The sequence below is a fragment of the Pseudomonas sp. RtIB026 genome (assembly GCF_016861355.2).
GTDB lineage: Bacteria > Pseudomonadota > Gammaproteobacteria > Pseudomonadales > Pseudomonadaceae > Aquipseudomonas > Aquipseudomonas peradeniyensis.
Window position 1 is genome coordinate 5,808,451 of the sequence record NZ_AP023348.2, and the last position, 20,578, is coordinate 5,829,028.

The following is a 20,578-nucleotide window of genomic DNA, read 5'->3' on the forward strand; positions in this document are numbered from 1 at the left end:
TGATTTAGCTTGACCCTGTGGGAGCGGGTTTACCCGCGAAGAATCCAGCGCGGTGTATGGCACCGGCTCCGCCGGTGTTCGCGGGCAAGCCCGCTCCCACAGGGTAAGCGACTCTCTCTCGGGTGTTATTCCCTGCGCGACAGCGCAAGGCAATCTCTTACAGGCGCAGCTCCCCCGGGGTCGCGCCGAACAGCTGGCGGAATGCGGCGATATAGGCCGAGGTCGAGTCATACCCGCAGCCCAGCGCGGCCTGGGTGACGCTCTCCCCGGCCTCCAGCAGCGCCAGCGACGACAGCAGGCGCATGCGCTGGCGCCAGTTGCGAAAGCTCAGGCCTGTCTCGCGCTGGAACAGGCGCATCAGGGTCTTTTCCGATACCCCGAGTTGCACCGCCCACTGCTGCAGGGTCTGGGGCTGGTCGGGGGCGGCGATCAAGCCGTTGCACAATGCCAGCAGCCCCGGGTGGCGCGGCAACGGCAGCGAGAAGCCCACCTGCGGCAGGGTGCGCAGCTGGTCCAGCAACACGGCCACCAGCCGCGCCTCGGCACTGTCGCCTTCCGGGTAGTTCACCGCAAAGGTGCAGAACTGCTTGATCAGCTCCCGCGCCAGCGGTGTGACCTCCAATACCCGGCATTCGCCCGGCGCCCAGGGGCAGGCATCGCGGCGCACGTACAGGCTGCGCATCTCGGCCTGCATCGAGGTCAACACCTCGTGCTCGGTGCCGGCCGGGATCCACACGCCCCACTGCGGCGGGGCGAAGTAGCTGCCATCGCTGGTGTAGACGCCAAGCACGCCGCTGATGGCGTAGGAAAACTGCACCCAGTCGTGCTGGTGACGAGTAGTCCAGGACCCGGCGCCCAGGCTCTCGGCACGGGCGTAGAGCGGTCTGGGCAGGTGGTCCAGGGCGGGGATGGGACGTGGTCCGGTGATCGACATGTTGAGGCCTGGTGTCTCGGGTCGGACAAGGGTACCAGCCAACTGATGGAACAACACAAGACGCAAGGATTTAATCGGAACGGCGTGGGAGCGGGCTTGCCCCGCGATCCGTATCGCGGGGCAAGCCCGCTCCCACGCTGGTGATGCTTGCCGGTGCGAAAGCGAAGCCAGCTTATTTCCGAGACAGGGCACTAGCGCTCGACGATCGCCGTCACTCCCTGCCCGCCCGCCGCGCAGATCGAGATCAGCCCACGTCCCTTGCCACGCTCGCCCAGCAGCTTGGCCATGTTCGCCAGTATCCGCCCTCCCGTCGCCGCGAATGGATGCCCCGCAGCCAGCGAGCTGCCCTTCACGTTCAGCCTGGCGCGATCGATCGACCCCAGCGGCCCTTCGAGCCCCAGGCGCGTGCGGCAGTAGTCGGTATCCTCCCAGGCCTTGAGGGTGCACAGCACCTGGGCGGCGAAAGCTTCGTGGATCTCGTAGAAGTCGAAATCCTGCAAGGTCAGGCCATTGCGCGCCAGCAGCCGCGGCACCGCGTACACCGGTGCCATCAGCAGGCCTTCCTGGCCGTGGACGAAATCGACCGCCGCCGCCTCGCCGTCCACCAGGTAGGCCTGCACCTTCAAGCCCTGCGCCTCGGCCCAGGCCTCGCTGCCGAGCAACACCAGCGAGGCGCCATCGGTCAGCGGCGTGGAATTGCCCGGTGTCAGCGTGCCCAGACCACTGCGCTCGAACACCGGCTTGAGCTTGGCCAACTGCTCCAGGGTCAGGTCGGCGCGCAGGTTGTTGTCCCGGGTCAGGCCAAGGTAGGGCGTGAGCAGATCGTCGTGCCAGCCGTCGCGGTAGGACGCCGCCAGGTGCTGGTGGCTGAGCAGTGCCAGTTCATCCTGCTCCTCGCGGCCGATCTGCCAGGTCTGCGCCATGCGCTCGCAATGCTCGCCCATCGAAAGCCCCGTGCGCGGCTCGCCATTGCGCGGCAGCTCGGGCTTGAGCAGGCCCGGGCGCAGTTTCAAAAAGGGCTTGAGACGTTCGCCGAGGCTCTTGCCGCGGTTGGCCTGCAGCAGGACCTGCCGCAGCCCTTCGCTCACGGCGATAGGCGCGTCCGAGGTGGTGTCGACACCCCCGGCAATGCCACTGTCGATTTGCCCCAGGGCAATCTTGTTGGCCACCAGCAACGCGGCTTCCAGGCCGGTGCCGCAGGCCTGCTGGATGTCGTAGGCCGGCGTCTGCGGCGACAGCCTTGAGCCGAGCACGCACTCGCGGGTCAGGTTCATGTCACGCGAATGCTTGAGCACCGCGCCGGCCGCCACCTCGCCCAGGCGCAGGCCGTGCAGCCGGTAACGCTCCACCAGGCCTTCGAGGGCCGCCGTGAGCATCGCCTGGTTGCTGGCCTTGGCGTAGGCGCCGTTGGAGCGGGCGAAGGGAATCCGGTTGCCACCCAGGATTGCGACCCGGCGAATTGACTGCATGCCTGTTCCTCCTGAAACAATTTGAGCCTTAAGCCTAGGTTCTTTTCACGCATCCGAACGACCCTGCCACAAACTTGGTCCACACTTGCATGCTTGCCTTCAGGGAGAACCGTACATGAGCGACCGCTATCTGGGCTTTGCCAACTCCACCCTCGGACGCAAACTGGTCGATGCCCTCGGCCTGCCCCGCCCGGTGCCGCTGGAGCGCTGGCAGGCCGGACGCCTGCGCCCCATCGAGGGCGCGCTGGTGCTGGGCGGCGGGCCGCTGGCAGGCCAGGTGGCGGCGATCGCCCCGCGTCTGACGGCCGACTGCTACGGCTTCGGCAGCCAAGCGCTCGAGGCCCCCGCCTGGGTCGCGGGTCTCGGGCCGAAGCTCAAGGCGGTGGTGTTCGATGCCAGTCACCTGTCCGACAGCGATGACCTCAAGCAGTTGCGCGAATTTTTCCAACCCCTGCTGCGCAGCCTGGCCTCCAGCGCCCACGTGGTGATCCTCGGGCGTGCGCCAGAAGCCGTGGTCGATGCGCAGGCCAGCGTCGCCCAGCGCGCCCTCGAAGGCTTCAGCCGCTCGCTGGCCAAGGAGCTGCGTAATGGCGCCACGGCCAACCTGCTGTATGTCGCCGAAGGCGCCGAAAGCCAGCTCGAGGGCGCGCTGCGCTTCTTCCTTTCGCCCAAGAGCGCGTTTGTTTCCGGCCAGGTCCTGCGCCTGGCGCCCTGCGCCGCCCAGGTACAGGACTGGACTCGGCCGCTGGCCGGCCGTCACGCGCTGGTCACCGGCGCCGCCCGGGGTATCGGTGCGGCGATTGCCGAGACCCTGGCCCGGGACGGCGCCGAGGTGACGCTGCTCGATGTGCCCCAGGCCCAGCGCGACCTTGACGCCCTCGCCGCGCGCCTGGGTGGCCGTGCCCTGGCGCTGGACATCTGCGCCGCCGATGCCGCCGCGCAGTTGCTCGAAGCCCTGCCCCAGGGCCTGGATATCGTCGTGCACAACGCCGGCATCACCCGCGACAAGACCCTCGCCAACATGACCCCGGAGTACTGGGACGCGGTGCTGGCCGTCAACCTCAAGGCGCCCCAGGTGCTGACCGAGGCGCTGTTCGAGGGCGGCAAGCTGCACGCGGATGCGCGCATCACCCTGCTCGCCTCGGTCAGCGGCCTCGCCGGCAACCGTGGCCAGTCCAACTATGCGGCCAGCAAGGCCGGGCTGATCGGCTTCGCCCAGGCCTGGGCGCCACGCCTGGCCGAACAGGGCGCCAGCATCAACGCCGTGGCGCCGGGCTTCATCGAGACGCACATGACCGCGGCCATGCCCATGGGCCTGCGCGAGGCCGGCCGGCGCCTGAGCTCGCTGGGCCAGGGCGGCTTGCCGCAGGACGTCGCCGAAGCCATCGCCTGGCTCAGCCAGCCAGGCTCGGGCGCGGTCAATGGCCAGGCCCTGCGGGTCTGCGGCCAGGCCTTGATGGGAGCCTGACCATGACCCGACCCTGGCACGACCTGCACAGCCCCGACTCACGGCTAAGCCTGTACCTGCGCGCCCTCGGCAAACGCAAGATCCGTGGCAGCCAGCTGCCGGAGCAGGGCCTGCGCTGCTTCCTGCGGGTCGATCCCGCCAACCTGGCGGCCTACCGCCGGCTCTGCCACTTCGCCGACGACGGCCGCCTGCCGGGTACCTACCCGCACATCATGGCCTTCAGCTTGCAACTGCAGCTGCTCACCGCCGAGGCGTTTCCCTTCCCGCTGCTGGGGCTGGTGCACCTGCACAACAGCCTGCAGGTGCTGCGCCCCCTGGGCGGCATCGACGGGCTGCGCTTCGCGGTGTATGCCGACAACCTGCAGCCCCATGAAAAGGGCGGCACCTTCGACCTGGTGACCGAGGCCGAGGACGGCCTTGGCCTGCTCTGGCGCGAGACCAGCCGCATGCTGGTGCGCGGCCTCAAGCTTGACGCGCCAGTGGCCGACCTGACCGAAACGACGCCCGCCGCGCTGCCCGAGGCGACCCGCTGGTATGCCGACGGCGATATCGGCCGGCGCTACGCCAGGGTCTGCGGCGACTACAACCCGATTCACCTGAGCAGCCTCACGGCACGCCTGTTCGGCTTCCCCAGGGCCATCGCCCACGGCATGTGGAGCAAGGCCATGGCGCTGGCGGCCTTGCAGGGGCACCTGCCCAAGACCGGGTATGCCTTCGCGGTGGACTTCCACAAGCCGGTGCACCTGCCTTCGGAGGTGATACTGAGCGCCAGCGAGGCGGGGCCGAGCGGCGAGCTGCGCCTGGATGGCCACGGCGGGCTGCTGCATATGCTCGGCAGCTGGCGCACGCTCTGATCGGGCTTGCTTTGCAAGGCACCTCGCCGGAAGCTATGCGCCACGAGGAGACCCCGATGAACCTGCAAGAACTGACCGAACGCCTGCACCGCATCCGCGACACCAACGACTGGCGGGTGTTCCACAGCCCGAAGAACCTGGCCATGGCCGCCAGCGTCGAAATGGCTGAACTGGTAGAGATCTTCCAGTGGCTGAGCGAGGACCAGTCCCGCCAGCTGCCCGCCGACAAACTCGCCCATGCCGGCCAGGAAGTGGGCGATATCGTCCTTTACCTGTTGCTGCTGTGCAGCGAACTGGGCCTGGACATGGACGAGGTGGTGCGGGCCAAGCTCGCCGACAGCGAGAGGCGCTTCGGCAAATGAACGACCGTCACTTCGATGAACTGGCCAGCCGCTTCGCCGAGAAGATCTATGGCGGCGCCAAGGGCGCCATCCGCCTGGCGGTGCTCCAGGCCGACCTGGCTGAAGCCCTGCCCGACCGTCCGCTGCGGGTGCTCGACATCGGCGCGGGCCTCGGCCACATGGCCCTGTGGCTGGCCCAGCGCGGCCACCAGGTAACCCTTGCCGAACCCGCCGCGCCGATGCTCGACGGTGCCCGCGCGCGCTTCGCCGAGGCCGGCCAACAGGCGACCTTCATCCAGGCGCCCTGGCAGGACCTGCTCGGCCAGCTCACCGAGCCGTACGACCTGGTGCTGTGCCACGCGGTGCTCGAATGGCTGGCCGAGCCCGAGAGCATCCTGCCGGTCCTGCATCAACTGACCGCGCCGGGTGGCTGGTTGTCGCTGGCCTTCTACAACCGCGACGCGCTGGTCTACCGCAACCTGCTCAAGGGGCATTTCCGCAAGCTGCGGCACAATCGCCTGGCCGGTGAAAAGCAGAGTCTCACGCCACAGAAACCACTTGATCCGCGCGAGCTCAAGGCGCAACTTGAAGCTCTGTGGAAGGTCGAAAGCGAGAGCGGTGTACGGGTATTCCACGACTACATGCCCAAGGAGTTCCAGGACAAGGCCGAGCTGCTCGATCTGCTGGAGATGGAACTGGCGCACCGCCGCCATCCCAGCTTCGCCGGCCTGGGCCGCTACCTGCACTGGATGTGCCGCCCCCACTGACCCGCTTGCCAGGAGGATCCATGCCGTATCGTCTGCTCTGCCTGGCCTTGCTCCCCCTCGCCCTGGCCGCCTGCCAGGGCAGCAACCCCTATGTCGCCAGCGGCAAGCCGCTGCCCCCGGCGCCGCCCCAGGCCGCCAGGACCTTCGATGCCAGCGCCTATCCCGCGCCGGTACGCGATTACGGCCGTTATCGCAGCTGGAGCTGGCGCAACAACCAGCCACCCGGAGGCCTGGTCAACGCGACGCCGGGCCAGCTGGCCGACGCGGTGAGCGGCGCCCTCGACCAGCACGGCCTGCGCCCGGCCCACAATGCCCCCGCCGACCTGCTGGTCAGCGCCGACGTACGCCTGGAACGGCGCCTGCGCCAGGTGCGCGACTACGACTACGATCCCTACTACGGCCCCTACCCCTACGGTAGCGTCGGCTACGGTGGCTACCGCAACGGCTATGGCGGCTACGCCAGCGTGCCGATCGTGCGCACCTACGAAGTCGAAGTGATGGTGGTGCGCATCGACCTGTTCGATGCCCGCAACGGCCAGCCGGTGTGGAGCGCCAGCGCCGAAAGCGGCAGCGACAAGGACTCGCCGCGTGAACGCGAAGGCGCCCTGCGCGAGTCGGTGAGCAAGGCGATGAACGGCTATCCTCCCAGCTAACGTTCAACGGAGAACCACCATGTTGCGCCGTCTCGTTCTACTGTCCTTGGCCCTGCTGCTGGCCGCCTGTTCGAGCAACAACGTGCAGCACGACTTCGATGCCAGCCGCGATTTCGCCGCTTACCGCAGTTGGGCCTGGCTGGAGCCGGGCCTGCAATATCGCCCGGACGACCCGCGGATCAAGAGCGACCTGACCGAGCAACGCATTCGCCAGGCGGTCGCCGGCCAGCTCGACCAGCGCCGCCTGCGCCCGGTCCAGGGCAATGCCCGGGCGGATGTGAAGGTGCGCGCCTACCTGATCGTCGAGGACCGCCAGCAGCAGATCACCACCAACTACGGCGGGGCCTGGGGTGGCTACTGGGGCGGTTACTGGGGCGGACCGATGTACAACGAGACGCGCAGCGTCGACTACAAGGTGGCGACCATCCAGGTCGACCTGTTCGACGGACGTGACGGCAAACTGGTATGGCGCGGCAGCGCCGAGCAGATCATGAACAACTACCCGCCCAGCCCGCAGGAGCGCAACGCGGCGATCCAGAAGACCGTGACCCAGGTGTTGAGCAACTACCCGCCGCATTGAACCTTGTGCTGTCGCGTGGAGGACAGCGTTGCAAGCACCACCAGCGTGGGAGCGGGCTTGCCCCGCGATCACCGGCAAAGCCGGTGCCATGCACCACATCGCGGGGCAAGCCCGCTCCCACGCGGCTCCAGCCAAATCAAAGAATTTCGGTATGTTCCATAAGGGCGTAACAGCAGACAAGGCAACTTGCCATCACCTTGACTACACTCCTTGCACCGCCGCCGTGCTGCCGGGCCACAGGCCGGCAAAGGAGTGCCCGTGGTTCCCCGTTCCGCTGTGCGCCAACGCGGCGCGATCGGCCTGATGGCCGCGCTGACCATGGGCCTGGCCCTGGTGTTCATGCTCCTGACCGTCGACAGCGGCCGCCTCTACCTCGAACAACGCAAGCTGCAGCGCATCGCCGACATGGCCGCCCTGGAAGCCGCCGAACACGGCGGCGTCTGCAGCGGCAGCGGCCCACAGGCCTCCACCCTGGCCCGCACTGCGGCCACCCGCAACGGCCACTCGCCCTTCAATCCACTGATCGCCAGCTGCGGCTACCTGCGCACCGGCATCGACAACCTGCGCACCTTCAACGCCGATAACGCGCGCAACGAGGCGATCAAGGTCGAAGTCAGCAACGTGGTGGTCACCAGCGTCGCCGGCGGGGTGTACGCGCTGGTCCAGGGCGGCGCCATCGCCCGCACCACCACCCTGCGCGCCAGCGCGGTGGCCGGCAGCCCCGGGACGCCCCAGGCGCGGCTGAGCATCCGCACCACCCTGGCCACCGTCAACTCGACCCAGGGTTCGGTGCTCAACGCCCTGCTCAAGGCCCTGGGCGGCTCGGCGCAGCTCGATGTGCTGGGCTGGCAGGGCATCGCCAACACCCAGCTCGACCTGTTGAAGTACCTCGACCAGCTGGCCGTGGACCTGCACCTGGATATCGGCGACTACCAGCAACTGCTCAATGCCGACACCAGCGCCACCGTGCTGCTGCAGGCCGCGGTCAAGGTGCTGCAGCAAAGCGGCGCCGCCGTCGATGTGATAACCAACCTGGGCAAGCTGGCGGCGGACCTGCCGGTGGGCGGCCTGCAACTGGGCGAGCTGCTCGACCTGCAGAACGGCACGGCCCAGGCCGGTCTTGACGCCAGCATCCAGCTGCTGCAACTGGTGCAAGGGGTGATCCAGCTGGCGGCCAGCGAGCACGCGGTCAACGCCGACCTGCCGATCAATGTGCTCGGGCTGGTCAATGGCCGCGTGCAACTGCGGGTGATCGAGCCCCCGCAGATCTCGGCGGTGGGCGACCCGCGCACGGACGAGCTGCGCATTCATACCGCCCAGATCCGCGCGTTGGTGTCACTCGACCTGCCCCTGCTGAGCGGCATCGCCGGGCTGCTCAACGCCGTGCTGGACCTGGCCGCGCCACTGACCAATGTGCTCAACAACCTGCTCAGCCTGAACCTGCTGGGCACCGTGCAGTCGCTGACCTGCGCCCTGGGCATTCCGTGCAAGGTCAGCGACATCAAGCTGCTGGACGGCCAGGTGCATATCGATATCGGCATCGAAGTGGCCGAAGGCAGCAGCCGACTGCGCCCGGCACCACCCGACAACTACACCTGCACCCCGAAAAGCCTGACCACCCTCACCCAGCGCTCGGCGGCGAAGATCGCCATCGGCAGGTTCGATTCCCCGGCGGACTTCCTCAGCAACGGCACCACCGTGGTCAAGGCCCTGCCGGTCATCGATATCGGCACCAATGTCTGCAGCCGCCTGCTGATCCTGCCGCCGTCCTGCGGCACACGGGTGCCCTATGCCGGCGGAGGCATAGGCCTGCGGGTGGACAGCAAGCTGCTGGGCAATGGCCCGGTCGAAAAGACACTGCTGTTCAGCGGCGCCCACGCCCCGACCGAAATCGGCCAGGAACCTGCCTACCAACCCATGGACAGCGACCAGGCCCAGGTGGTGGCGAGCCTGTCCGACACCCTGGCGGGCATCCACCTGGAAGCCTACAAGCCCACCGGCAATGGCGGCCTCGGCCAGGTGCTGGTGCTCACCGCCGGACTGCTGGACGGGGTGAAGAACATCCTCGAACCGGTCATCAAGAACCTGCTCGGCCCCCTGCTCGATCCCCTGGTCAACGGCTTGCTCAAGGTGCTCGGCATCGACCTGCTCGACGCCCAGGTCGGCACCAACCTCAGTTGCGCCAGCGGCCACGCTCAACTGGTGCTGTGAAGGGGCAGCTCGACCCGCAAGCACGCGCCGTCGGCGCCGTTGTCCACGCTCAGGCGGCCTCCCATCTGGCTGACGATGCCATGGCTGACCGACAGGCCCAGCCCGGTGCCGACCCCGGCCGGCTTGGTGGTGAAGAAGGGTTCGAAGATCCGCTCGTGCAACTGCGGATCGATCCCGCCGGCGTTGTCCTCCACCAGCAGCCATAAGCATCCGCCATGCAGCGCCTGGCGTACCCGGATCCACGGCTGTGCCACCTGCTTTTCCAGCAAGGCGTCACGGGCGTTGACCATCAGGTTGATCAGCACCTGTTCCAGCTGGTCCTGGTGCCCGAGCACCTGCGCCAAGGCCTCCGGCGGTTCCAGGCGCAGCGTCACGCCCTTGCCGCGCAGGCCTTCCTCGAGCAACGCCCCGGCGCCTTCCACCGCGGCCCAGGCGGCGAAGCACTCGCGCTCGACCGCCGAGCGCCGGCCATACACCCGCATATGGTCGACCAGTCGGGCGGCGCGCTCGACCTGGGCCTCGATACGGCGCAGCTTGTCCTGCAGGTAGGCCTGATCGGCGGCGCCGTTCTCCAGGCGCTTGAGGGTGTTGGCCACCGCCATGCGCATCACGTTGAGCGGCTGGTTGATCTCGTGCAGCAGGCCGGTGGCCAGCTCGCCGAGGGTCGCCATCTTCGCGCCCTGCAGCAATTGCTGCTGGCTGCGCCGCACCTCGGTGTTGTCGCGCCCCACGGCCTGGACCTCCAGCAGGTTGCCGTCGGCGTCGAACAAGCCACGGTCGGCCCAGACCCACCAGGCGTGCTCGCGGCCGGGCAATTGCAGGCAGATCTCCGCGCTGCTCACCGGCTGCTCCGGGGTCAGCGCCCGCAGGCGCAGGAGAAAGGCCTCGCGCTGGCCGGCAGACAGCCACTGCCCAAGGTCGGCACCCTGCAACTGCTCAGGCGTGCAGCCCAGGTAATCGCCCAAGGGTCGGTTGCCGAACAACACGGTCAGGTCCGGGCGATAGCGGCAGATCATCGCCGGCGAGTCCTCCACCAGTACGCGGTAGCGCTCCTCGCTCTGGCGCATGCGCTCGGCGGCTTCGGTGGCTTCGCTGACGTCCAGCCACAGGCCGACCACCTCCAGCGGCTGGCCAAGGTCGTCACGCAGCAGGCGGGCCTCGTCGAGCATCCAGTGATAACCACCAAGGTGATCGCGCAGGCGATAGCGGCAACGCACCTGGCCATCACGCAGCAGGCTGCGGGTGCGCTCCAGCCACAGCGGGCGGTCGTCCGGATGCACCGCCAGGCCCGGCTGGCGCGCCTGCTCGCTGTCGGCCGCCCAGCCCAGCAACGGCGCCAGGCTGGCGCTGTAGAAGTCGCTGTGCAGTGCGCCTTCGGCATAGCGCTGCACGTAGATCACCGCGGGTGAGCGGGCGATGAGGTTCTCCAGGCGCGCACGGGCCGCGCCGGCCTGCTGCTCCTGGGCCTTGAGGGCGCTGATATCGAGCAGGAAACCGCGCAACTGGTCGCCCCGACCCTGGCCGGCCCAATGGAACCAGCGCGGCGGCGCCAGGGGATCGGGGTCCGGCAAACGCACGCTGAGGCTCAGCGCTTGCCCGTCACGGGCCTGGTCCAGGGCCAGTTGCGCCGGCTCGCGGTCCGCCGGGTGCAGGCGGGCGAGCCATTGGTCAAGGCTGATCCGGTTCGCCAGCCCGAGGGTCGCGGCCAGGGCCGGGTCCAGCTGCAGCTCGCCGTGCGCCGGCCATTCCCACCAACCTGCGCCCAGCTGGCGCTGCAGATCATCAAGGTGATGGGCCTGATGCTGCAGTTGCTGGCGGCGATGGCGCACCAGCAGCGGCTCGGTCAAGGTCCGCACCAGCGCCAGGGCCATGTCGACCGGGGGCGCTTGCCGCGCCCCGGCGCACAGCACCCAGGCCTCGGCCTCCAGGCCCTGGCGGTAGGGCACCAGGAAAAGCGACGTACCACCGCACAGGGCGAGCAGTTCGGGGTCGTCATCAACCTCGACCAGGGTATGGGCCGGCCAGCGGTCCAGGCGCTCGCGCAGCCTGCGATCGTCGGGCCAGGGCCAGGTCTCGTCGCTGCTGGCGTAGTCGCGCCAGCCACCCGGCTCGCGCAGCATCAGCCGCAGCGCGGCCGCCTGCCAGTGCTCGGCCAGGCTGTGCAGCTGTTCGCGGGTCGTCTGCAGCAGGCGCTCGCTGCCGCATTCGCGCAGGGCGTGGCCGATCTCGCTGAGCAGGGGGCGCTGACGATCCCAGCGCTGTTCGCGCAACAGGTCGCCGATATCGAACAGCTGCAGCATCCAGCCCTGTTCATTGCGCTGCAGCCAGCCACGGGTGTGCAACGCATGGCCCATGACGGTGTGAAAGTCCAGGTCCAGGGGCTGGCCCTGCCAGTCGGCGGGCTGCCCTTCGAGCACCAGCCAGCTGTGGCGTTCCAGATAGTCATGCACCTGCGCGCCTGCCTGGCCGGGCAGCGCCAGCAGGCTGCGCAGCGGGCCGGCCAGGCGCAGCACCCGCGCCTGATCGTCGAGCCACAGTTGCAGGCCAATGGCCGGCGTTACCTCGGGCGTCTGGGACGGGGCAGGCGCGGCAAACCAGCGATCGAACAGGCTACCACTCACAGTTGCAGGCTCGCCTGGGCCTGCAGCCGCGCGGGCAGCTTCGGTACGTCACCGACCACCGGCAGCACCAGGGTCGGCAGCACCCGCGTCAGGCGCGAGCGCGGGTAGTCGATCACCACCGTGAGCACCTTGTCCACACCGACCGTGACCCGGGTGTCGGTGAGCACGTTGAACCCCAACGCGTTGGGCATCCACGCCAATTGCTGGCCGATCACCTGGCGGGCCAGCCCCTGCACGTCCAGCTCAAAGGTCTGGCTGGTCGGGTCCACGGCCACGCAGCGGCGCACCGCCTCGCTGCTGGCCTGGTTGAACGACTGCAGCATCAGCATCGGCAGGGCGTAGCTGACCAACCCGTAGAACACCGCGAAAAACACCATGAATACCGCGACAAACTCGATGGCTGCCGCGCCTTTTTGCCGTCCCGCCGGGCTTGCTTTCATGATCGCGTCTACCCTGACTGTGAGACCTGTCTGAAAGCATAGAACCGTTCAACGAATAGGGATGGCAATTTGCCAATGCAAAGCATTGTTCTCCTGATGTGGCTTGCCTTGTGCACCGAACAAGATGTCCGTGAACGGCAAATCTCCAACGCCCTTACCCTCGGGGTCGCGGCGTGCGCCCTGGCCTGGCTGTTCGCCACCGGACGCAGCTGGATTGGCGCCGACGCCAGCGAGGCCGGCTGGGCCCTGGCCATCGTCATGCTGCTCACCCTGCCCGGCTACATGCTCGGCCGCTTCGGCGCCGGCGACGTCAAGCTGATGGGCGCCCTGGCCCTGGCCACCAGCCCGCAGTACGTGCTCGGCACCTTCATCGGCGCCGGGGTCACCGTGCTGGCCTGGATGTTCGGCCGGCGACGCCTGTGGACCCTGCTCAATCCCAAGGTGAAAAAGCGCCTGCAGGCGCTGGCCGAACAGGTCGGCGACAAGCAGCCCTTTGCCCCCTACGTGCTGGCCGGCTTCCTGCTGACGGCCGTCTGGATCCAATAACCGACCGGTGGGCCGCTTCGACGGGCAAGGCGCATGTACATAATTGCAAAGTGCGACTACTTTTCTACCTGCCAGAGCGTCTGGCCCGGGAGCAGAGCCGATACAACAGGGAGTTGATCGTGAATAAATCTGTCAGTGAGGTGAAAGTGCTGGTGGTCGACGACCAGCCAGTGATCGTCGAAGAGTTGTGCGAGTTTCTCGAAAGCGAGGGCTACCGTTGCGTCCCCGCCCATTCCACTGGCCAGGCCATCGACTGCTTCAAAGCCGACGAGACCATCGGTTTGATCCTGTGCGACCTGCACATGCCCGAGCGCGATGGCATCGAGCTGGTCCGCACCCTCAAGCAGATCGCCGGGCCGCAGCGCATGTTCGAGGCGATCATGCTGACCGGTCGCGCCGACAAGCAGGACGTGATCCGCGCGCTGCGCGAGGGCTTCGCCGACTACTACCAGAAACCCATGGACCTTGACGAACTGCTCGAAGGGGTGCGCCGACAGGAAGCGGCGCTGCTCGAACGGCGCCGCAACTTCCGCGAGCTGGGCAGCCTCAACCAGCGCCTGCAGGAGCTGGCCGAGTCCATCGACGATCTCTACCAGGACCTGGAAAAAGCCCGGGGCCAGGGCACCCACCGCCGCGCCAGCGACGCCGAGGACGGCGAGGCGGAGCTGCCCGCCGCCTTCGAGAAGCTGTCACCGCGCCAGCTTGAGGTGGCCCGGCTGGTGAGCAAGGGCAAGACCAACTACCAGATCGCCTGCGAGCTGGGCATCACCGAAAACACGGTGAAGCTCTATGTGTCGCAGGTGCTGCGCCTGACCCACATGCACAACCGCACGCAGCTGGCCCTGGCGTTGACCCCGCGTTCGTCGCCGGTGCACCAGCGGTTTACCACGCACTGACCTTGTGAGTACCGCCTCTCTGTAGGAGCGGCCTCGTGCCGCGAAAGGGCTGCGAAGCAGCCCCTGGGCTCCTGCGTTCATGCAGAGATTGCGGGGCCGCTTTGCGGCCCTTTCGCGGCACAAGGCCGCTCCTACACGCATCGTGCCAGTGTTGTGCGATATCAATTGTTCGACGAACTGATCTTGGTCCAGCGATAGAAGTCAGGAATCGCGTACTTGTAGCTGTCCAGCCAGCGCTGCATGGCCTGGTCGCGCTCCTTGTCGGTCTGCTCCTGGCGCACGCTCGATGCCTGACGATTGCTCGCCTGCACCTGCAGCAGCGCCTCGGTGGCGGTCTGTGGACGTGTCTGGCGCGGTGGTTCTTCGGCCTGCGCCAGCAGCGGTGTGGCCAGGCAGGCCAGGACGATCCAGGGCTTGAACATGATCACCTCCCGATCAGTTGATGGCCGCGGCCGAGGATTCGGTCGCCGCCAGCGGGCCACGCCCGTTGGACCTGATGCGCTGGGCCCGGGCCTGGGCCTCGGCGAACTGCTCGGGCTTCAGGCGCAGGCGATTGACCAGATCCTCCGCCTGGCGCCAGTTGTCCTGCACCAGCGACAGGGTCACCAGGTTCACCGCCGGCAGCGGGTTGTCGTCCTTGAGCTCGATGGCGGTGAGAAACTCGAAGCGCGCCTGTTCGTGGTTGCCCAGGTTCATCTGCACCACACCCAGGTCGTTGCGCACCTTCTCGTCGGTGGGTGCCAGGCGTGCCGCCCGCTGCAGGTTGCGCAGGGCCTGGACGTCATCACCACGGGCCGAGGCCAGCTGGCCCAGGCCGTGCTCGCCCTCGGCGGCCAGGCAGCCGCCAAGCAGGCTGCGGTAGAGCGGCTCGGCCTCGCCGCGCCCGAGCTGGCGCAGCACCTTGGCCTTGCGCAGGCGGACCTGGTCGAGGGTGTCGGGCAGCTGTTCGAGGTGGGCCAGGCCCGCGTGCGGGCGACCCTCGCTGATCATCTGGTCGGCCATGTCCAGGCTCAGTTGCTGGTCAGCGTCGGGCTTGCCGCAGGTGCCGCCACCGAGCAGACGGGCCAGGCCTTCGGGGGGCTGGCCAGCGCAGCCGGTGAGCAGCAACAGGGTGCTTAGCAGCAGAATCGTTTTCATTGCATTTCCCCCTCTCCAATGCCACCTCTGTAGGAGCGGCCTTGTGCCGCGAAAGGGCTGCAAAGCAGCCCCAGCCATTTTCGCCATGGTCGAGAACCTGGGGCCGCGTTGCGGCCCTTTCGCGGCACAAGGCCGCTCCTACATTCCATGTTCATGAGCCCAAGGCCCGCGCCAGCGCGGAAAAACCTGGCCCGGCCAGGACGATCAGCAACGCCGGGAACAGGAACACCATCATCACCGCCGACATCTTCGCCGACATCTTCGACACCCGCTCCTGCAGGCCAGTCAGGCGTCGGTCGTCGAGCAGTTCCTTGAGCGCCAGCAGCGATTTCATCGACCCACTGCCCTGCACCAGCAGCTGCTGGAGAATGACGCAGGTGTCGATCAGCTCATCCACCGCCAGCAGGCGCGCGGTCTTTTCCAGCTCAGGGCCCAGGGCCAGGCCGGAATCGACCCGCTGCAGGACCAGGCGCAATTCTTCACTGATGTTCGGCACCAGGCTGCGGCCTTCATGGGCCAGCACCCGCAGGGCCTGCTCCACCGCCAACCCGGTTTCGAAGAGGATGCGCAGCAACGGGATCAGCAGGCTCACCTCCTGGGCGATCTGCCGCTGGCGCCGCGCCGCCGCCAGCACCAGCAGGCGCTTGGGCAGCAGGTAACCCGCGCCCATCGCGCAGAGCACCAGCACGCCCCAGTGCCCGCGGTTTTCCCCGGGCAGGCCATGGGCCAACAGCAGCGCCACGCTCACCGCCAGCAGCGGCAGGCCCAACTGCACGGCGGCGAACAGTGCCCGTTGTCGGCTGCGCCGCCAGCCCAGGCGGTCGAGCAGCGTCTGGGTCTCGCCATCCAGTCGTTGCAGGCGCCGCCCCAGCGGACTGCTGCCCAACCACTGCAACCAGTCGCCGAGCCGCTCGTCACGGGCCAACCGTCCCTGCAGCCGCCGCGCCACCCGCTGACGGGCCCGCCACTGCTGCGCGGCCTGCAAGGCCAGCAGCACGAACGCGGCGAACAGGAACAGCGCGCAGAGCAACATGGCCATGCTCACAGGCTCCTCATCATGCGCCACAACACCAGGCAGCCGACGGCCTGCAGGGCAAAGGCGAACAGCAGCATCAGCTGCCCGCTGCGGTCGTGCCACATCGCCAACAGGTAGGTGGGATTGGCGAACAGGAAGTAACCCACCATGGCCAGCGGCAGCGCGCCGAGGATCCACGCGGTAATGCGAGTCTCGCCGGTCATGGCGCGCAGCTGCCGATCACCCTGCTCATGCTCACGGATCAGCTTGATCAGGTTCTCCATCAGCTCGCTGGCATTGCCGCCGTGGCGCTGGTTGATGCGCAGCCCCAGGGCGAACATGCGCAGTTCGGCCTGGCCATACAGTTCGGCGAATTCGTTGACCGCGTCCTCCAGCGGCACGCCCAACTGCACGTTGCGCCGCACCCGCAGCATCGCCGAGCGCAGCGGCTCGCGGGTGCTGTCGACGCCACCGAGCACCGCCTCGTTCAGGGTGCGCCCGGCCTTGAGACTGCGCACGCTGTAGTCGAGCAGGCCAGGCAATTGCTGGACGATCTGCTGCAGGCGCCGCCGGCAGCGCCAGGCCAGGTAGAAGTGGCCGAGCAAGGGCAGGCCGAACAACACCATCAACGCTGCCACCCAGCCCGCCAGCAGGCCGGCGAGCAGGGCCAGCGTCAGCCAGCCGAGTAGCCACGGCCGCGGGGAAAAATCGGCATGGGCCAGGCCCGCCCTTTGCAGCAGCGGGTCAAGCCGGTCGCGCCGGGCATTGGCGCTGCGCACAGCGCGGTAGGCCCGGCCCAGGCGCTCGAGGATGCGTTCCTCGCCGCGCTTGTACAGGCCCAGGCGCAACAGCAGCAGCGCCATGCCCAGGCACAGCGGCGACAGCGCCAGCAGCAGCGGGCCCATCACAGCACGCCCTCGTGGCGCAGCTTGCTCCCCGCCGGGTTCGGCGCCTCACGCAGAAAGCCATCGCCGCTGCGCCGGTCCAGGCGGAACAGGGTGTTGGTCACGTACACATCGTCGCGCACGCCGACCACTTCCAGCACCTCGCTGACGCAGCGCCGGCCATCGGCCAGGCGGGTCAGCTGGATCACCACGTCCAGCGCCGCGCAGATCATCTGCCGCAGTGTTTTCTCGGCCACCTGGCGGCCCGTCAGGCCGACCAGGGTCTCCAGGCGCAGCAGCGCGTCCTGGGCAGTGTTGGCGTGCACCGTGCTCATCGAGCCGTCATGGCCGGTGTTCATCGCGGTCATCACATCGAGCACCTCGGCGCCGCGGATCTCGCCGAGGATGATGCGGTCGGGGCGCATGCGCAGGGCGTTGCGGATCAGCTCGCTGGCCTTGATCTCGCCATGGCCCTCGGCATTTGGCGGGCGGGTCTCCAGGCGCACCACATGCGGGTGGTGCAGTTGCAGTTCGGCCACGTCCTCGATGGTCACCAGCCGCTCCTGGGGCGCGATCATCTGGCTGAGGATATTGAGCAGGGTGGTCTTGCCGGTACCGGTGCCGCCGCTGACCAGGATGTTGCAGCGCCGGCCCACGGCGCGCTCGAGGAAGTCGTAGATCGGCTGGTCGATGGCCCGGGTGGCCAGCAGGTCGGCGCTCTTGAGCATGTCCTGGCGGAACTTGCGGATCGACAGGCAAGGCCCGTCCAGGGCCACCGGCGGGATGATCGCGTTGACCCGGCTGCCGTCGGGCATGCGCGCGTCGACCATCGGCGACGACTCGTCCAGGCGCCGCCCGAGGGGCGCGAGGATGCGCTGCATCACTCGCTCGACATGGTGGGCGTCGATGAAACGCAGGTCGGTCTGTTGCAACAGCCCCGCCCGCTCGACGAACACCCGGTACGGGCCGTTGACCAGGATCTCGGTAACGCTCGGGTCGCGCAGCAGCACCTCCAGCGGCCCATAGCCGGTCAGCTCGTCGACGATCTCCTCGGCCAGGCGCTCCATCTCGTAGCGCGACAAAGCCAGGCGCAGGCGCGCCACATAGTCGCCCACCTGTTCCAATACGAACTGCGCCAGTACCGGACGCGCGCCTTCGAGCAGGTTGCGGCCGCTGTCCTCGATGGCGTCGATGACATGCCGGTGCAGGGCGCGCTTGAGCACCTGCGGATCGCTGGCCGCATGGCGCGGCCCGCCAAAGGGTTCTTCGTTGCTCATCGGTTGCCCCATAGCCGGTTGAGCCAGCCCTGGCCTGCCGGCGCCAGGTTTTCCGAACGCTGCGCCAGGCGTTCGCCCAGGCCGCGCAGGGCCTGGGTCAGGCCTTCGCGCGGGGCCAGCTCGAACAGGCTCAGGCCCTGGTTCTTGGCGTTCAGCCTCACCTCCGGGCTGTAGGGCATGACCTTGAGCAGGGCCAGCCCGTAGCGCTTGGCCAGGGCGTCGGCATCCGGCGCCACATGGCGCAGGTAGCGGTCCACCAGCAGGCTGGCGTGCTCCAGCTTGATGCCGCGGTCGCGCCACTGTTCGAGCACATCCAGGTTGCGCCGGCAGTCGAGGATGTTCTGGTCGGTGTAGACGATCAGCTTGTCGCAATGGCTGACGATGGTGCGCAGGGCCTCGCTGTCGACCTGCCCGGTGAGGTTCACGACGATGTGCTGAAAGTGCTGGCGCAAGGCGCTGAGCAGCATGTACAGCTCGGCGGCGCTGGATTGTTCCAGGGCCTCGTCGTTGTCGGCATAGGCAAGGATGCGCAGGCCGCCCTTGTCGCGGGTGAAGGCGCTGTCGATCAGGGTCGCGTCGAGCCGGCGCAGGTGACGCAGCGCATCGCCGAAATGAAACGACGCCTCAAGGCCCAGCAGGGCCAGGCTGTCGCCCCGGGGCAAACCCAGGTCGAGCAACAGGGTCTGCTGGCCGCTGTCCTGCACCACCCGCGCCAGGTGCGTGGTGAGCAGCGCGCCGTCGGCGCCGCGCTGGGTGCCGAAGAGCACGGTCAGGCCGCCCAGGCTGGGGTTGCTGGTGACCGCCGGCAGGCGCTTGCCCAGGCGCCGCACCAGCCCCGCCACCTCGCTGGCCCGCGAGCCGTAGGCGACGAAGTCGCGGGCGCCGGCGCGCATGGCGTGCAGCACCAGCTGGTTGTCCATGCCGTCGCCGAGGGCGACGATGGCCAGCATCGGCTTGGCTTCGAGCATGCCCTCGATCAGCGCGCACTGGCCGATCAACTGCTCGCGGTCCAGGCCGATGAACACCAGGTTGCTGAAGGTCATGTCGACCAGCGCCAGCAACTCGTCGAGGTTCGGGCTGCTGGCGCCGATCACCTGCCCCAGCGGCGCCAGCGCGCCCTGCAGCCAGTGCAGGTCCTCGTCAGTGCGGGTTAGGGCCAGGTAGGTCTGGTTCAGGCTTTCATTCATTGGGACAACCCGCCACGGCCTTCGAAGTTGCCGTTTTCCATGAAGAACAGGCGGCCCCAGCTGGGGTCGTAGGTGCGCAGCGCCTCGCCCGGCAGTTCCGGCAGGCGCGCATTGGCGGCCAGCGGCTGGACCAGGTGCGGGGTGACGATCATCAGCAGCTCGGTCTCCTCGCGGTTGAGCGCCGACTGGCGAAAGAACGCGCCAATGATCGGCAGGTTGCCCAGGCCCGGCATCTTGTCCACGTTCGAACGCACGTTGCTGCTGATCAGGCCGCTGATGATGAAGCTCTCGCCATCGGCCAGGGAGATGCTGGTGTCGGTACGGCGCACGCTCAGCCCCGGCACCCGGGTGCCGGCGATGACCACCGAATTGTTGAAGTCCAGCTCGCTGACCTCGGGGGCGACCTTCAGGGTGATGCGGTTGCGGCTGACCACGGTGGGCGTCAAGGCCAGGCGCACACCGAACTCCTTGTACTCGATCGACACGTTGTCGCTACCGCTGCTGGGGACCGGGATGGGGATCTCGCCACCGGCCAGGAAGCTTGCGGTCAGCCCGCTCAGCACGGTGAGGCTGGGACGCGCCAGGGTGTAGGCGAAGCCGCTGTTCTCCAGGGCGTTGATCATCGCCAGGAAGCGGCTGCTGCCGCCGCCCCAGACGATATTGAAGACGCTGTTGTCGAGGGGGATGCCGGGCCGTGCGTCGGCATAGTTGGCCGAGCTCGGCACGCTGGCGGTGCTCGGCACGTAGCCTGGGCGCACCACCGTGTCGGGCACGGTGCCGGGTGAGCCGATCAGGCTGTTGTTCGAGCCCTTGAAGAACAATCGCGCCCCGGCCTCCTTGTACTTGAGGCGGCGCACTTCGACGAAGCGGATATCGGCCTGCACCTGCACCGGCAGGTCCTCCTGGGCGGAGGGCAGCTGCGCCGTTTCCGTCATGTCGGCGCTGGCCCGGCCCTTGACGAACAACATCGCCCGGTGCGGCTGCGCGGCGCAGTCGGTCCACAGCATGATGCTGGTGGTGCCCTGCCCCACCGCCGTCAGCAGCACGGCGCGCTCGCCGCTGGGCTGCACATCGGCCACCTTGGGCTCGCCCACCGCCGCCCGGGTGATGGCCACCGGCAGGCGCAGTTCCTGCTGCAGGCCCTGGTCCATCTCGATCACCGACGGCAACTGGCCGAACGCGGCGCAACCCTTGGCCGCCTGCGCCGACGGCGCCAGCAGGACCAGGGCCAGCAGCGCCGGGGCCAGCCATTCGCCTCGTGGAGTAACACGCAAAGAACTACGCATGGATCGCATCCT

General features: G+C 68.1%; 20 protein-coding genes. 9 read left to right on the forward strand and 11 right to left on the reverse strand.

Annotated features, from left to right (window positions below):
• Nucleotides 1-157: 157 nt before the first annotated feature.
• Both PRtIB026_RS26045 and PRtIB026_RS26050 read right to left on the reverse strand, forming a co-directional pair.
• Complete coding sequence (locus tag PRtIB026_RS26045; RefSeq protein ID WP_050703629.1) at nucleotides 158-934, reverse strand: AraC family transcriptional regulator; 777 nt, start codon at nucleotides 932-934, stop codon at nucleotides 158-160.
• A 191-nt stretch (nucleotides 935-1,125) separates the two neighbouring features.
• On the reverse strand, nucleotides 1,126-2,403 hold the full coding sequence (locus tag PRtIB026_RS26050; RefSeq protein WP_203650393.1) for an acetyl-CoA C-acetyltransferase: 1,278 nt from the start codon (nucleotides 2,401-2,403) through the stop codon (nucleotides 1,126-1,128).
• 115 nt (nucleotides 2,404-2,518) lie between these two features.
• Between PRtIB026_RS26050 and PRtIB026_RS26055 the strand changes: the two genes are divergently transcribed.
• The 7 genes from PRtIB026_RS26055 (at nucleotide 2,519) to PRtIB026_RS26085 (ending at nucleotide 9,277) form a co-directional block, all read left to right on the forward strand.
• A complete protein-coding gene (locus PRtIB026_RS26055) occupies nucleotides 2,519-3,871 on the forward strand; it encodes a 3-oxoacyl-ACP reductase (protein WP_203650391.1) in 1,353 nt (450 codons plus the stop codon).
• Between the two features lie 2 nt (nucleotides 3,872-3,873).
• Complete coding sequence (locus tag PRtIB026_RS26060) at nucleotides 3,874-4,725, forward strand: MaoC family dehydratase (protein ID WP_203650389.1); 852 nt, start codon at nucleotides 3,874-3,876, stop codon at nucleotides 4,723-4,725.
• Nucleotides 4,726-4,781: 56 nt separating this feature from the next.
• Nucleotides 4,782-5,087, forward strand: a complete 306-nt coding sequence (locus tag PRtIB026_RS26065) for a MazG-like family protein (protein WP_203650387.1) — start codon at nucleotides 4,782-4,784, stop codon at nucleotides 5,085-5,087.
• The gene (locus PRtIB026_RS26070; protein ID WP_110739130.1) at nucleotides 5,084-5,833 is read left to right on the forward strand and encodes a methyltransferase domain-containing protein; all 750 of its coding nucleotides are present in this window, start codon (nucleotides 5,084-5,086) and stop codon (nucleotides 5,831-5,833) included. The genes PRtIB026_RS26065 and PRtIB026_RS26070 overlap by 4 nt, the downstream gene beginning before the upstream one ends.
• Before the next feature lie 20 nt (nucleotides 5,834-5,853).
• On the forward strand, nucleotides 5,854-6,486 hold the full coding sequence (locus tag PRtIB026_RS26075; RefSeq protein WP_203650385.1) for a DUF4136 domain-containing protein: 633 nt from the start codon (nucleotides 5,854-5,856) through the stop codon (nucleotides 6,484-6,486).
• Between the two features lie 19 nt (nucleotides 6,487-6,505).
• Entirely contained in the window at nucleotides 6,506-7,066 is a 561-nt protein-coding gene (locus PRtIB026_RS26080) for a DUF4136 domain-containing protein (protein ID WP_203650383.1), read from the forward strand.
• A 258-nt stretch (nucleotides 7,067-7,324) separates the two neighbouring features.
• Nucleotides 7,325-9,277 (forward strand): pilus assembly protein TadG-related protein, encoded by a 1,953-nt coding sequence (locus tag PRtIB026_RS26085; RefSeq protein ID WP_234562287.1) that lies wholly within the window; start codon nucleotides 7,325-7,327, stop codon nucleotides 9,275-9,277.
• On the opposite strand, the gene PRtIB026_RS26090 is transcribed toward PRtIB026_RS26085, so the two are convergent.
• Nucleotides 9,262-11,898 (reverse strand): PAS domain-containing sensor histidine kinase, encoded by a 2,637-nt coding sequence (locus tag PRtIB026_RS26090; RefSeq protein WP_203650381.1) that lies wholly within the window; start codon nucleotides 11,896-11,898, stop codon nucleotides 9,262-9,264. The two genes, PRtIB026_RS26085 and PRtIB026_RS26090, sit on opposite strands and share 16 nt — an antisense overlap.
• On the reverse strand, nucleotides 11,895-12,338 hold the full coding sequence (locus PRtIB026_RS26095; RefSeq protein ID WP_203650371.1) for a TadE/TadG family type IV pilus assembly protein: 444 nt from the start codon (nucleotides 12,336-12,338) through the stop codon (nucleotides 11,895-11,897). Before PRtIB026_RS26095 ends, PRtIB026_RS26090 begins: the two co-directional genes overlap by 4 nt.
• 75 nt (nucleotides 12,339-12,413) lie before the next feature.
• Here PRtIB026_RS26095 and PRtIB026_RS26100 point away from each other — a divergent pair, with 75 nt between their 5' ends.
• Nucleotides 12,414-12,884: an A24 family peptidase gene (locus tag PRtIB026_RS26100; protein ID WP_028691368.1), complete on the forward strand. Its 471-nt coding sequence runs from the start codon at nucleotides 12,414-12,416 to the stop codon at nucleotides 12,882-12,884.
• Between the two features lie 113 nt (nucleotides 12,885-12,997).
• Nucleotides 12,998-13,780, forward strand: coding sequence for a response regulator transcription factor (locus tag PRtIB026_RS26105; RefSeq protein WP_267967213.1), 783 nt, complete (start codon nucleotides 12,998-13,000; stop codon nucleotides 13,778-13,780).
• A gap of 161 nt (nucleotides 13,781-13,941) precedes the next feature.
• On the opposite strand, the gene PRtIB026_RS26110 is transcribed toward PRtIB026_RS26105, so the two are convergent.
• The 7 genes from PRtIB026_RS26110 to PRtIB026_RS26140 all read right to left on the reverse strand — a co-directional run bounded on the left by PRtIB026_RS26110 (nucleotide 13,942) and on the right by PRtIB026_RS26140 (nucleotide 20,566).
• Nucleotides 13,942-14,202: a DUF3613 domain-containing protein gene (locus tag PRtIB026_RS26110; RefSeq protein WP_203650367.1), complete on the reverse strand. Its 261-nt coding sequence runs from the start codon at nucleotides 14,200-14,202 to the stop codon at nucleotides 13,942-13,944.
• A gap of 13 nt (nucleotides 14,203-14,215) precedes the next feature.
• Nucleotides 14,216-14,917 (reverse strand): tetratricopeptide repeat protein, encoded by a 702-nt coding sequence (locus PRtIB026_RS26115; RefSeq protein ID WP_232857069.1) that lies wholly within the window; start codon nucleotides 14,915-14,917, stop codon nucleotides 14,216-14,218.
• Nucleotides 14,918-15,068: 151 nt separating this feature from the next.
• The gene (locus PRtIB026_RS26120; protein WP_203650365.1) at nucleotides 15,069-15,956 is read right to left on the reverse strand and encodes a type II secretion system F family protein; all 888 of its coding nucleotides are present in this window, start codon (nucleotides 15,954-15,956) and stop codon (nucleotides 15,069-15,071) included.
• Nucleotides 15,957-15,958: 2 nt separating this feature from the next.
• Complete coding sequence (locus tag PRtIB026_RS26125; protein WP_203650362.1) at nucleotides 15,959-16,840, reverse strand: type II secretion system F family protein; 882 nt, start codon at nucleotides 16,838-16,840, stop codon at nucleotides 15,959-15,961.
• On the reverse strand, nucleotides 16,837-18,093 hold the full coding sequence (locus PRtIB026_RS26130) for a CpaF family protein (protein ID WP_110739121.1): 1,257 nt from the start codon (nucleotides 18,091-18,093) through the stop codon (nucleotides 16,837-16,839). Before PRtIB026_RS26130 ends, PRtIB026_RS26125 begins: the two co-directional genes overlap by 4 nt.
• Entirely contained in the window at nucleotides 18,090-19,280 is a 1,191-nt protein-coding gene (locus tag PRtIB026_RS26135; protein WP_203650360.1) for a pilus assembly protein, read from the reverse strand. Before PRtIB026_RS26135 ends, PRtIB026_RS26130 begins: the two co-directional genes overlap by 4 nt.
• Nucleotides 19,277-20,566, reverse strand: coding sequence for a type II and III secretion system protein family protein (locus tag PRtIB026_RS26140; RefSeq protein ID WP_203650357.1), 1,290 nt, complete (start codon nucleotides 20,564-20,566; stop codon nucleotides 19,277-19,279). Before PRtIB026_RS26140 ends, PRtIB026_RS26135 begins: the two co-directional genes overlap by 4 nt.
• Nucleotides 20,567-20,578 lie beyond the last annotated feature (12 nt).

Excerpts from the sequence above, each read along its gene's own strand:
- PRtIB026_RS26120 (WP_203650365.1), bottom strand. The coding sequence starts at position 15,956 with ATGGCCATGTTGCTCTGCGCGCTGTTCCTGTTCGCCGCGTTCGTGCTG.
- PRtIB026_RS26070 (WP_110739130.1), top strand. The coding sequence starts at position 5,084 with ATGAACGACCGTCACTTCGATGAACTGGCCAGCCGCTTCGCCGAGAAG.
- PRtIB026_RS26045 (WP_050703629.1), bottom strand. The coding sequence starts at position 934 with ATGTCGATCACCGGACCACGTCCCATCCCCGCCCTGGACCACCTGCCC.
- PRtIB026_RS26065 (WP_203650387.1), top strand. The coding sequence starts at position 4,782 with ATGAACCTGCAAGAACTGACCGAACGCCTGCACCGCATCCGCGACACC.
- PRtIB026_RS26140 (WP_203650357.1), bottom strand. The coding sequence starts at position 20,566 with ATGCGTAGTTCTTTGCGTGTTACTCCACGAGGCGAATGGCTGGCCCCG.
- PRtIB026_RS26130 (WP_110739121.1), bottom strand. The coding sequence starts at position 18,093 with ATGAGCAACGAAGAACCCTTTGGCGGGCCGCGCCATGCGGCCAGCGAT.
- PRtIB026_RS26050 (WP_203650393.1), bottom strand. The coding sequence starts at position 2,403 with ATGCAGTCAATTCGCCGGGTCGCAATCCTGGGTGGCAACCGGATTCCC.
- PRtIB026_RS26060 (WP_203650389.1), top strand. The coding sequence starts at position 3,874 with ATGACCCGACCCTGGCACGACCTGCACAGCCCCGACTCACGGCTAAGC.
- PRtIB026_RS26100 (WP_028691368.1), top strand. The coding sequence starts at position 12,414 with ATGCAAAGCATTGTTCTCCTGATGTGGCTTGCCTTGTGCACCGAACAA.
- PRtIB026_RS26080 (WP_203650383.1), top strand. The coding sequence starts at position 6,506 with ATGTTGCGCCGTCTCGTTCTACTGTCCTTGGCCCTGCTGCTGGCCGCC.
- PRtIB026_RS26055 (WP_203650391.1), top strand. The coding sequence starts at position 2,519 with ATGAGCGACCGCTATCTGGGCTTTGCCAACTCCACCCTCGGACGCAAA.
- PRtIB026_RS26095 (WP_203650371.1), bottom strand. The coding sequence starts at position 12,338 with ATGAAAGCAAGCCCGGCGGGACGGCAAAAAGGCGCGGCAGCCATCGAG.
- PRtIB026_RS26075 (WP_203650385.1), top strand. The coding sequence starts at position 5,854 with ATGCCGTATCGTCTGCTCTGCCTGGCCTTGCTCCCCCTCGCCCTGGCC.
- PRtIB026_RS26135 (WP_203650360.1), bottom strand. The coding sequence starts at position 19,280 with ATGAATGAAAGCCTGAACCAGACCTACCTGGCCCTAACCCGCACTGAC.
- PRtIB026_RS26110 (WP_203650367.1), bottom strand. The coding sequence starts at position 14,202 with ATGTTCAAGCCCTGGATCGTCCTGGCCTGCCTGGCCACACCGCTGCTG.
- PRtIB026_RS26115 (WP_232857069.1), bottom strand. The coding sequence starts at position 14,917 with ATGAAAACGATTCTGCTGCTAAGCACCCTGTTGCTGCTCACCGGCTGC.